This window comes from Loigolactobacillus jiayinensis (assembly GCF_003946445.1).
Taxonomy (GTDB): domain Bacteria; phylum Bacillota; class Bacilli; order Lactobacillales; family Lactobacillaceae; genus Loigolactobacillus; species Loigolactobacillus jiayinensis.
Window position 1 is genome coordinate 25,472 of record NZ_RHOF01000042.1, and the last position, 10,356, is coordinate 35,827.

The following is a 10,356-nucleotide window of genomic DNA, read 5'->3' on the forward strand; positions in this document are numbered from 1 at the left end:
AATTATTTGGTGGCTTAATTACCTTTAACTATATTTAATCACGAAAAAGCGGTTTTTAGCAACTTATTTGAACTGACCATGCTGCTAAAAAACTGCAACAAAAAAACGTGCCCTGCCACAAAGGACAACGCACGTTAACGCTTAAGCTTCTTGTTTTTTTAAATTGCGGTAACTCACGACATAACGGCCGTTGATTTCTTCCATGATCTTCTGGGTCATTTCGCCGCCAACTTCAAACTTGACCAAGGCACTGTTAACGTATTTCTTGCTAATGACGCCGGTGCAATCGGGGATACCTGTTTCCTTAGTGACGTTGACGGTATCACCAGCAGTAAAGCGGCGACTTTGTTCATTTTCAACTGGTACTGTGCTGTTAGGTTGTGCCACGTTAATCCTTCTTTCATTGATTGAAACGAGAAGTGCGCTAAAATGGCCATGAGGCGACTTTTAGCACACTTAGATTTGAGACTACTGGAAAATTGATCCGACGTGAACGAGTTTAAAAAGCAACTGGTTAGCTACTTAGACTAAATAAGTTCAGGAATACCAAATGAATTCTTCCAAGATAGCTGTTACACTTAGTATAACACTTTTCACGAAAGTATTAGTACAGCACGGCTTGACTTACTGGGGAAATACGCTATATTCGAAGTGATGAGAGCGCTTTTTAGCGGCGTGAATTAAAATTTTGAGAACGGGGTGAGCACATGCGACCTTTTACACAGCAAGTTGTTTTATTGACTGGCGCATCGTCGGGGATCGGTGAGGCGACGGCAATTCGACTGCGGCAGCGCGGTTTCATCGTTTACGCGGCCGCACGGCGAGTGGAACGGATGCAACATTTAACTGGCTTGGGCATTCACGTGATCGCGCTGGATGTCACCGATGATGAGTCGCTGCAAAACGCAGTGCAACAGGTGATGGCGCAGCAACAGCGGATCGACGTGTTGATCAACAATGCTGGTTTTGGCGAGTACGGCGCGGTGGAAGACGTGCCACTGGCTGACGGGCGGCGCCAATTTGAAGTCAACGTTTTTGGCGTGATGCGCCTGATTCAGTTGGTTTTGCCGATCATGCGCCAGCAACATTACGGCCGCATTATCAACACCAGCTCGATCGCCGGCAAAATTTATCAGCCGCTGTCAGCGTGGTACGTTGGCACCAAGCACGCGCTGGAAGGGATGAGCGACACGCTGCGGGCCGAGGTGAAGCCATTTGGCATCGATGTTGTGTTGATCGAGCCAGGTCCAACCAAGACGGAGTGGGCCGGCATCGCCAACGACAAGTTACGGCAAGTTTCCGGCCACGGCGCGTACGGCAAGGTCGTGCGGGAAATGACCGCGCAACTGAGCCTGTTCGCAACGCTGGGATCAGCGCCAACGGTGATCGCTGATTTAATGGCGCGCGCAGTGACGGCAAAACGGCCGCGGACGCGCTACGCCGGCGGTTTCGGCAGCCATGCCTCACTGGTCGGCCGCCGCTTATTGTCCGATCGGCAATTTGACGTGGCGATGGCCGTTACACTGGGCCTCAGCTATCAACTATATCGCCGGAAAAAAGGGGGCCGCTAATGTGAACAAAGCAACTCGCCGCCTATTAACGACGACATTAGTGGGCAGCGCCGGCTTTTTGCTCGGCAGCTACCTAACTTTCCAAGGCTCAACGATGAATTATAAAAAAGCCAGCCGCAAGCAGCGCGACATTGATTTTGATGGCACTGATCCCTGGGCGCTGGAGAAAAAATGGTACCAAACACAACCACGCGAACCGCGGCAGATCACCACGGCTGACGGCTTAACGCTGCAGGCGATCATGCTGCGCCAACCGCAAGCCACGACTAAAGTAGCGGTGCTGGCCCACGGCTATCACCATTCGTGGGAGCAAATGGCGCCTTACGCCAAGCTATTTTTCGACCTCGGCTTTAACGTTTTGGTGCCAGATGCCCGCGGTCACGGCGACAGCGACGGCCACACGATCGGCTTCGGCTGGCTGGACCGCAAAGATTACGTCCAGTGGGCACAATTAATGACTCAAGAATTCGGCAGTAGCGCCACGCTGGTCTTATTTGGCATCAGCATGGGCGCCGCCACCGTCATGGCCGCCAGCGGCGAAGCTAATTTACCAACAACGGTCAAAGCGGTGATCGAGGACAGCGGCTTCAGCTCAGTGGTCAAGGAAGTCGGCTACCGCGCCAAAACGCGCTATAACATCCCGCACTTCTTCATCCCCATGACCGCGCTGTTTGCCAAGCAACAAGCCGGCTATTCCTACTACCAAGGCGACATTTTGAAGCAGCTGCTGCACAGCAAAACGCCCACGCTATTCATCCATGGCGGCGCCGACAGTTACGTGCCCCCGCAGGCCTTTCACACCCTTTACAACGCAGCGACCATGCCAAAAATGGCGTACTTCGTGCCTCAAGCAGATCACATTGAAGCCTATCTGGTCAATCGCGCAAGGTACGAGCAAGTTTTACGCCAGTTTTTGACGAAACTCGGGCTAATTGAAGCGCCGGCATCAGATGAAGCATAAGCGGCGCGCAATTTTTTGCAGGCGAGCGCGCGGGAAACGTGGTTGAAAAAGCTAAAGCTTGCACATAGCTACCTTGGCGAACGCGCCACTGCGTGTCCCTTATCGTCAAGCTGCCATGTTTCTTGCGGCAAGCTTTTTGCCACAAGAATGGTCACTGTCACTCGTTCTTAACAACACTTTTTACAAGTAGCAAGATTAGAACTTATTCGCCAAACAGAGCTTGCTCCCGTTGTCGATTGGACTAAGCCGAAGTACGGCAAGTCCAAGTCGCAACGTCCGTAGCATCAATGTTTATTAGCGTTCTTTGCTAATAAACTTCTCTGATTGCGAAGTAGTAGGCTATGTTCCAGCTTCTAAACGCTTTTTCAACCACTCTGAAAATTAACATTACCTTTAGTATTATTTGTTATACGATTTGATACAATGAAACTAATAAACTGCAGGCGAGCGTCTTCGTGCTGCTTTTTAATTCCCGTAAATCAGAATGAAGGAGCTCTGTACAAATTAAAAAAAAGTGGCGTATTATCTCAATATTGATTGCAGTAGCCGCGGTGGCGGTAGCTGGGTTGCTAGTTGTCGGCTGGCGCGCGGTGCCTACGAATACAACGCCAGTGGTGGCATTGGAAAATGGTTGGGCCAAGTTGACCGAGCAGCAGCCTAAGGCAATGCAGTTGCAAGTCGCCATTAAAGCGCAGCGGCCGACCTTACCGACTGGGTGCGAGATCACTGACGTGGCAATGTTGCTGGAATTTCGCGACAAGCCGCAAAGTTTGACGCAAATCGCCGACGAGATTCCGTATACCGATGATCCAGAAACTGGCTTTTGGGGCAATCCGTTCAACGACACCGGCTACACAATGTACCCACCGGCGTGGCGCAGTTATTTTGAAAAGCACCTCGGCAGCTTTACTGATTTATCGCAAAAACCAGTGAGCACGTTCCGCCAAGAGTTGGCGGCGGGCAAGCCGATCGTTGTTTGGGTGCACATGCACGGTTTCGTCGCCCACGCGATTTTACTGACTGGCTACACCAACCAAACATTTGTCTATAACGATCCCTACACTGGCAAGGCCGATCGCCGTATTAGCAGCCAGCGTTTGTGGGAACTAATGGCCTCGCAAAATTATCGTGCGATGACCTATTAATTAAGTAAAGACTGCAGCATAAATTTCTGATTCTTTCTGAACTTTGTCTGCAAGCTGAGCTAGCTAGCTTCCATTCCGTCGCCAGTGGACGGAACGAGTGGCGCGTTGGCGAGCTAATTTTCCCTAGATAAATGCAAAAGCGGACGGAAAAATGGATCTCGCCAGCCACGCATAGCTCTAAATGGCACAGACCACCATTAAGAACTATCGACACATCTGGCCCACTGGCGACTCCATTCCAGCAGGCAATAGTTGAACGTTCAAGTGTTGATTTGTTTAAGTGGCAAAGTTAGTGGTAATTAGAACGCAGAACACCGATAAAACAGTCAGAAAACTGTTTTATCGGTGTTTTTTTATGTGCATATAATCTACTTTAAAACTACGAATCACTGTAACTGTCGGTTAACCCTAATTGAACCAACTAAACGTTCAATCTAATTCACAAAATAATGCTCAAACACTGCCAAGGTGAAATGGAGGCGCTGGCGTTATCACTGTCGCTCGTTCTTCCCAACACTGTTTAGCAAGTATTAAATTTAGCACTTATTCGCCAACTAGAACGTGCTTCCCGTTGTCGATTGGACTATTGCCGAAGTACGGCAAGTCCAAGTCGCAGCTGTGTCGATGGTACTTGGTGACCGTGGTCGCCTAGTACCATGCGCGGCTGGCAAGATCCATTTTCTTTTCCGATTGGGTTTTAATTGGAAAGAAAATTAGCTTGACAACGTGCCACTGTCGCTTGTTCTTAACAACTAAATTTGACAAGTATCAGCAACCTAGCACTTAGCCGCCAACTAGAACGTGCTTCCCGTTGTCGATTGAACTATGGCAAAGACCGCCAAGTTCAAGTCGCACGCGTTCCATACGCCAGCGCCGGAATGGAACCAAACTAACTCTGCCTACGAGCTAATAGGATAGCCAAACTTTAGAAAGAACCAAATTTTAACGCTGTAGCCTTTTTTCGAATGTTTTTATAACTTTTTTTGCTCAACCCGGCTAAATGCCATATTATGACCTACCTAATTTGTATAATGTAAGCAGAGACATCAGTATGGGGCAGAATCTGATCGGAAAATTGAGTTTATAATTGGCAGCGTTTTTAACTGGGGATTCACACGAAGCGCGCACGGCCTACTGATTCAACCGCGTACTGCTGTCCGCTAACACAAAATTCGATCAACTTAATGATCAATTATGAGGAGACTTACTTATGCAAACTTGTCCAAATTGCGGGGCAACCAATCCTGCCACCGCCAAATTCTGTACGACCTGTGGCCAGCCACTTCCGGGTCAGGCAACCGCTAATTCACAGGCCAATCCTGCGCAATCTGCCGCCCAACCACAAGTTGACCCAGCGGTACAGGCTGAGGTCGATCGTCAGCGCCAAGTCCAAGCGCAAATTCGTGCTGAACAAATGGCGCAAATCAAACAATCTAGCCGCAGCTACTGGAACTATTTGGTTGATTCATGGAAAATGCCGTCGCTGGTGACCAGCGCGCAATTCAATCGCTGGTTTGGGCTCATTTCAATGGCAGCTTGGGCGTTAATGGGCAGTATTGCGGTCGGCAATGCAGCACAAGCGGGGGTTAATCGCGCAGCCAGCACGACTAGCTCGATTTTTGGTTTATTTGGCGCTAGTAGTACAGCTGATTCAATTAATGGCACAGTTCAGAATAATGCAATGATAGTTTATTTCAAATTTTTCTTGCTGTTAATGGTTGGCATGCTGGCGTTTGGTCTGATCGGCTTTTTGTTCCGCAAATGGGCGCAAAAAGAAACAATCAGCTACTTAGAATATGCCACTGACCTGATGCATCGCTGTAATTTAAACTTAATTTTAGTGCTCTGCGCGCTAGTCTTCAGCTTAATGGGCGGTTTTATACAGATCTTATCCGTTTTCGTGATCACGCTTGGCGGTAGTATTTTTATGATCGGTTTTATGCAATCGATTATTATTCCAAAACCACGGGTAGGCTTCGACAGTGTTTACCTAACCGTTGCGGCCGTGGTTGCACTTGAAATCATCTTACTCATTCTGCTGGCTACCTTTGGTCAAAGCTTGGCTAGTCAATTTTCATCGCTGTTTTAGTTAAAATATGTTGTTTTGATCGGATGGTAATAAGTCAATGAATTGGAAAAAAGTTTCGATAATTGGGGTGGTGGTGCTTGCTGCGGCGGCGCTATACGGCGGCTATCACCAGCACCAGCAAACCACGGCGCAAAGGACACAGCAAACGACCTCGACGGCGGCAGTAGCGTCTTCTAGTTCTGCCACCAGCGCGGCCGAATCCAGTCAGGCGCAAGCAAGCAGCAGTCAGCACAATCAGCGTAGCCAAGCGGTGCAAGCGATTTTGGATCAATACCGCACGCAGCAAAACGTTGGCGTTGTCTACACTGATTTGGCGACGAACGACACGGCCGCGGTCAACGGTGGGCAAGCATTTTACGCCGCCAGCGTGGCCAAGTTGCCGGTGGTCGCTTACGTGCAGCACGCAATTATGACGGGCAAAATAAGTTGGACGACAAGCTTTACCTACGCTGACGCGGCCAACGCACTGCCCAACGCCATGGTCAGCGGTGGCACAGGCACGTTGCAAAACGAGGCGCATCAGGGCAAGGCGTACACGGTCGAAGATCTGACGCAACGGGCGATCGAGCAGTCCGATAATCAAGCCAGTAATCAGCTGCTTTACCACGTTGCCCGCGCGAACGAGCAGGATTTTGAAACCTATTTGCAAAGCGCGATCGGCACTAAAACGTACAGTAAAACCATGAGCGCGCTGCAGGCAAATCAGATCATCATCAAGCTGTGGCGCCAGAACCAAAAGGCGTCCGCTTGGCTAGAACACACGGATTGGGCGCAGGATAAGATTGGGGCGTTGCCGGTCACCGTTGCGCATAAAATTGGCATTAACGGCGCGGCCAACAACGATACCGCGATCGTTTTAAGCCCGCACGAATTTACCTTAACGATCATGACGACTGGCTGGAGCGATGCCCAAATCGCCGACTTAGCGCAGCAAATTTACGCCGTCGCCAAGTAGCGCAAACGATACAAGTATAAATTGGAGGTCAGCTTATGTTTTGCCCAAATTGTGGGACGAAAAATGATAAAAATGCCGTTTTTTGCGAAAATTGTGGCGCGCGGTTAAATGAGGTCGACGCAGCAGCCAGCGCGCCAAACGTAGCGCCAACTGCAACGCAACCGCCACTACCACCGACACCAAATGTCACGACACGAGTCGCGCAAACTGCCCAGAAACCAGAAAAAGGGCCGCATAACAAGCTTATCATTGGCATCATTATTGCGGTCGTGGTGCTCGCTGCGGCTGGCGGCGGCTACTACTTTTACCAGCAGAATCAAACGAGCAGCGACGCCACGGAGGCCACCACGCCTAAAGCTGACGGGCAGGTGGCGTCATCTAGCCAAGCGTCAAGCAGCGTTGCCAGTCAGTCGTCCAGTGAAGCTTCTAGTGAATCAACGGCGACAGAACCAGCGCGCTGGTCAGCGTCTAAAACCGTTGATTTATCGTCGTTCATGTCAGATTGGCAGGACACGATGAATCAATCCTATGTCGGCACCTACGATACGCAAAGTGTGGACGATGACGGCGTTAATTTCCCCGATGACATCAGAAGCGGCGACTACAAAGGTAACGTCACCGTTGACGATAGCGATGTTACGTTGAAATGGACGACAAAGGCCAATACTGACGCGGCGTACCAAGTCGTTGCCGCCGCGGTTTACAACCACGACGAAGACGGTGAAGCCAAGGTGATTGCGTACCTGTACGTTTTCCATAACGGATCACCGGACGTGCTGGTGTCACAAGATAGCGACAGCACCGTCCATAACTTCACCAGCTCACGGAACCAAACCCTGCAGAATGGCTTTGCGAAGATTGCGAATGCCACCACTGATTAAGGGCGCCGGTAATACGATTTGAAGGGCCAATTAGTTCCACCACGTTAAAACGATGGTGGGACTTTTTTGTTGCCATAAAATGGGTGGTTATCGTGTTTTGGCCAAAATTAAGCGCGCTAGAAAGCGCGCTTGAAAAATAAAATGGCTTAAAAAAAGTTAAATTCATTTTTTGGCGAAGTTTATTTATATAAGACAACACAGCGTAGCGAGTATGCTACAATTGGCGGAGAGTATGGCTAAACCAGAATTCGACTGGGGACCACAGTTTGATGAGTGCCTAGCGACTCTGAACAGTAAAGATGAAGCACGAATCCGCGCACTGATCGATCGAGTGGAAAAACAAAGTATATAAGAAGACAAACAAAACACCAATGCGTGAACGACGGCGAGCAGAATCAGTTAAAAACAACTACTTTTTAAACCCTAAGGAGGATCAGCATGAGCAGAAATAGTGCAGCAATCAAACGACGTCTTGCAGAAAGCGCCGAATTTAAAACAGCATTTACCAATGAGCAAACGAAGCTAGATTTAGCAGATCTTTTATTTGAGTTACGTGCGCAGACTGGGTTAAATCAAACTGATTTTGCCAAGAAAGTGCACAAATCACGCTCAACGATTGCCAGAATTGAAGCAGCGACGATGGAACCATCATTTTCATTGCTGACTGATATCGCGCAGGCACTGGATAAGCGCGTCGAAGTACGGTTGGTAAACGCCGCGCCCGCGGTAAAAAGCGCGCTTTCTAGCGCGCTTAACTTGCACATTTATAAATTGCTAAAATAGCGATTGCGCCGGCGCTAGTTTGCCGCTATACTGAATGCAATCGGGGGTGGTGTGCGTGGCGCAACAGAATGAAATTTTGGATACTTGCTTAATGGCTGGCCGCATTATGATCGAAAGTGGCTCGGAAATGTACCGCGTCGAAGATACGATGCAGCGGATCGCGCACAACGCTGGCGCCAAAACCAGCAGCATTTTCTCCACCCCGACTGGCTTATTCATGGCACTGCCAGACGCGGATGCAGTGCAGATCCAGCCGGTGACCACGCGGACGATCAATTTGGAAAAAGTGGACCGCGTCAACGCCTTATCGCGCCAATTTGCTGAAAAAAAGATCACGCTGGCGCAGCTGCATCAGCGGCTATTAGTTTTGGATCACGATGTGCCATTTTTTCCGTTGTGGCTGCAAATCGTTGCGGCAGCGGTCGTCAGCTGTACGTTAATGATCATTTATGGCGGCGTTTGGGCCGATTTTATTCCCAGCGCGCTGGTTGGCGCCGTGGGTTATGCGGTGTTTTATTTTATCCGCGAACGCCTAGCCGTCAGCTTTCTTAGCGAGTTTATGGCGGCTTTCACCATTGGCTTGTTAGCATGGGCGCTGGTTCACTGGCACCTGGGCCAAAGCCTGGATATGATCATTATCGGCGCAGTCATGCCGCTGGTTCCCGGCGTAGCGATCACCAACGCGGTGCGCGACATGCTGGCCGGCCACCTGCTATCGGGACTCGCCCGCGGCATGGAAGCACTATTCAGCGTCAGCGCCATCGGTATCGGCATCGCGCTGATTTTTCGGTTCTTTTCATAAGCAAAAGGGGGTGACAGCATGTGGCAGCAAATCTTATTGCAAGCCGTATTTAGTTATTTGGCGACGGTGGCGTTTGGCATCTGTACCAACGTGCCCCACCGCGCGCTAAACGCCTGCGGACTGACCGGGGTCGCCGGCTGGCTGGTTTATTGGGGATTGGTGCAATTTAAGCTGGGCCACATGTTGCCCAACCTAGTCGGCGCCTTCGTGATCGCCATGGTCAGCTTATTTTTTGCCCGCCGCAATAAAATTCCGGTGATCATTTTCAACATCCCAGCCCTAGTCCCACTAGTCCCCGGCGGCCTAGCGTACCGCGCAGTGCGCGCCTTCGTGCTAGGCAACTACACCCAAGGCATCGGCTTCATGGTGCAAGTCATGATGATCGCCGGCGCCATCGCAGTCGGCTTCATGCTGGCCCAATTAGTCAGCGCACCAGGCCAACTATTGAAAAGCAAAACCTGACTATTACCGTTGCCATCTAAATTTCATGAAAATGTAATAGCTTTTTCGAGAAAAAGATGATATAACACAGAGTGAGTTGAAAAAGCGGTTAGGTTATGGAGTATAGCCCACTACTCCGCAATCAGAGAAGTTTATTAGCAAAGAACGCTAATAAACATTGATGCTACGGACGATGACCATTCTTGTGGCAAAAACCGTGCCGCAAGAAACATGGCAGCTTAACGATAAGAGACACGAAGTGGCTCGTTCGCTAAGCGTAGCTATACGCAATAACCTGCTTTTTCAACCACGTTTCGGCCAGAGCAAGTTGAAAAATCCGAGTGACAGTTGCTTTTCCAACCCCATTTCGGCTAGCGCGATCCAGCTTATTTCCCGCTCGCGCCCCAAACCCTAAAACCCAAAACTTAGACAGTGATTGGAGGTCATACTATTGTTATTTAATAAACCGATGGATTACCAAGTGACTGGCGTGTACACCGCAGCGACTGGGCGCAAAACTGAACGTTGCATCATGCACAACGCCACGAAGCGCGAAGCCAAGCAGCAGATGCTCAACTACCTGACCCACAAACTCAGCCAAGTAGACGGTTCATACGCCGACATCGTGTCGATCAATGTGACCAAACCCAACGCTGCCAAAAGCAAATAAAAGTGGCTCTTTGTCAAATCCTGTTGATAGCTAATTTTGGACAGAACTGGAAGTTAAG

At 49.8% G+C, this 10,356-nt stretch carries 12 protein-coding genes; 11 read left to right on the forward strand and 1 reads right to left on the reverse strand.

Annotated features, from left to right (window positions below):
* Positions 1 to 141 precede the first annotated feature (141 nt).
* On the reverse strand, positions 142 to 387 hold the full coding sequence (locus EKM80_RS10605) for a hypothetical protein (protein ID WP_125553105.1): 246 nt from the start codon (positions 385 to 387) through the stop codon (positions 142 to 144).
* A gap of 320 nt (positions 388 to 707) precedes the next feature.
* On the opposite strand from EKM80_RS10605, the gene EKM80_RS10610 reads away from it, so the two are divergent.
* From EKM80_RS10610 to EKM80_RS10655, 11 genes are all read left to right on the forward strand, one after another.
* Complete coding sequence (locus EKM80_RS10610) at positions 708 to 1,571, forward strand: oxidoreductase (RefSeq protein ID WP_125553106.1); 864 nt, start codon at positions 708 to 710, stop codon at positions 1,569 to 1,571.
* Position 1,572: 1 nt separating this feature from the next.
* Positions 1,573 to 2,532, forward strand: coding sequence for an alpha/beta hydrolase (locus EKM80_RS10615; protein ID WP_125553107.1), 960 nt, complete (start codon positions 1,573 to 1,575; stop codon positions 2,530 to 2,532).
* 533 nt (positions 2,533 to 3,065) lie between these two features.
* Positions 3,066 to 3,677, forward strand: coding sequence for a C39 family peptidase (locus EKM80_RS10620; protein ID WP_225418864.1), 612 nt, complete (start codon positions 3,066 to 3,068; stop codon positions 3,675 to 3,677).
* Between the two features lie 1,210 nt (positions 3,678 to 4,887).
* Positions 4,888 to 5,766 (forward strand): zinc ribbon domain-containing protein, encoded by an 879-nt coding sequence (locus EKM80_RS10625; protein WP_125553109.1) that lies wholly within the window; start codon positions 4,888 to 4,890, stop codon positions 5,764 to 5,766.
* 37 nt (positions 5,767 to 5,803) lie between these two features.
* Positions 5,804 to 6,721 (forward strand): serine hydrolase, encoded by a 918-nt coding sequence (locus EKM80_RS10630; protein ID WP_125553110.1) that lies wholly within the window; start codon positions 5,804 to 5,806, stop codon positions 6,719 to 6,721.
* Between the two features lie 35 nt (positions 6,722 to 6,756).
* Positions 6,757 to 7,602 carry a zinc ribbon domain-containing protein gene (locus EKM80_RS10635; protein ID WP_125553111.1) on the forward strand — a complete coding sequence of 282 codons (846 nt, stop codon included), beginning with the start codon at positions 6,757 to 6,759 and terminating at the stop codon, positions 7,600 to 7,602.
* A 220-nt stretch (positions 7,603 to 7,822) separates the two neighbouring features.
* Positions 7,823 to 7,954, forward strand: a complete 132-nt coding sequence (locus tag EKM80_RS15130) for a hypothetical protein (RefSeq protein ID WP_263853744.1) — start codon at positions 7,823 to 7,825, stop codon at positions 7,952 to 7,954.
* 86 nt (positions 7,955 to 8,040) lie between these two features.
* Positions 8,041 to 8,385 carry a helix-turn-helix transcriptional regulator gene (locus EKM80_RS10640; protein ID WP_125553112.1) on the forward strand — a complete coding sequence of 115 codons (345 nt, stop codon included), beginning with the start codon at positions 8,041 to 8,043 and terminating at the stop codon, positions 8,383 to 8,385.
* 34 nt (positions 8,386 to 8,419) lie between these two features.
* The gene (locus tag EKM80_RS10645; RefSeq protein ID WP_225418865.1) at positions 8,420 to 9,187 is read left to right on the forward strand and encodes a threonine/serine exporter family protein; all 768 of its coding nucleotides are present in this window, start codon (positions 8,420 to 8,422) and stop codon (positions 9,185 to 9,187) included.
* Between the two features lie 18 nt (positions 9,188 to 9,205).
* A complete protein-coding gene (locus EKM80_RS10650) occupies positions 9,206 to 9,649 on the forward strand; it encodes a threonine/serine exporter family protein (protein WP_125553114.1) in 444 nt (147 codons plus the stop codon).
* 430 nt (positions 9,650 to 10,079) lie between these two features.
* Complete coding sequence (locus tag EKM80_RS10655; protein WP_125553115.1) at positions 10,080 to 10,298, forward strand: hypothetical protein; 219 nt, start codon at positions 10,080 to 10,082, stop codon at positions 10,296 to 10,298.
* Positions 10,299 to 10,356 lie beyond the last annotated feature (58 nt).

Coding starts and splice junctions, on each gene's coding strand:
- EKM80_RS10610 (WP_125553106.1), top strand. CDS start 708: ATGCGACCTTTTACACAGCAAGTTGTTTTATTGACTGGCGCATCGTCG.
- EKM80_RS10650 (WP_125553114.1), top strand. CDS start 9,206: ATGTGGCAGCAAATCTTATTGCAAGCCGTATTTAGTTATTTGGCGACG.
- EKM80_RS10640 (WP_125553112.1), top strand. CDS start 8,041: ATGAGCAGAAATAGTGCAGCAATCAAACGACGTCTTGCAGAAAGCGCC.
- EKM80_RS10645 (WP_225418865.1), top strand. CDS start 8,420: ATGCAATCGGGGGTGGTGTGCGTGGCGCAACAGAATGAAATTTTGGAT.
- EKM80_RS10625 (WP_125553109.1), top strand. CDS start 4,888: ATGCAAACTTGTCCAAATTGCGGGGCAACCAATCCTGCCACCGCCAAA.
- EKM80_RS10635 (WP_125553111.1), top strand. CDS start 6,757: ATGTTTTGCCCAAATTGTGGGACGAAAAATGATAAAAATGCCGTTTTT.
- EKM80_RS10630 (WP_125553110.1), top strand. CDS start 5,804: ATGAATTGGAAAAAAGTTTCGATAATTGGGGTGGTGGTGCTTGCTGCG.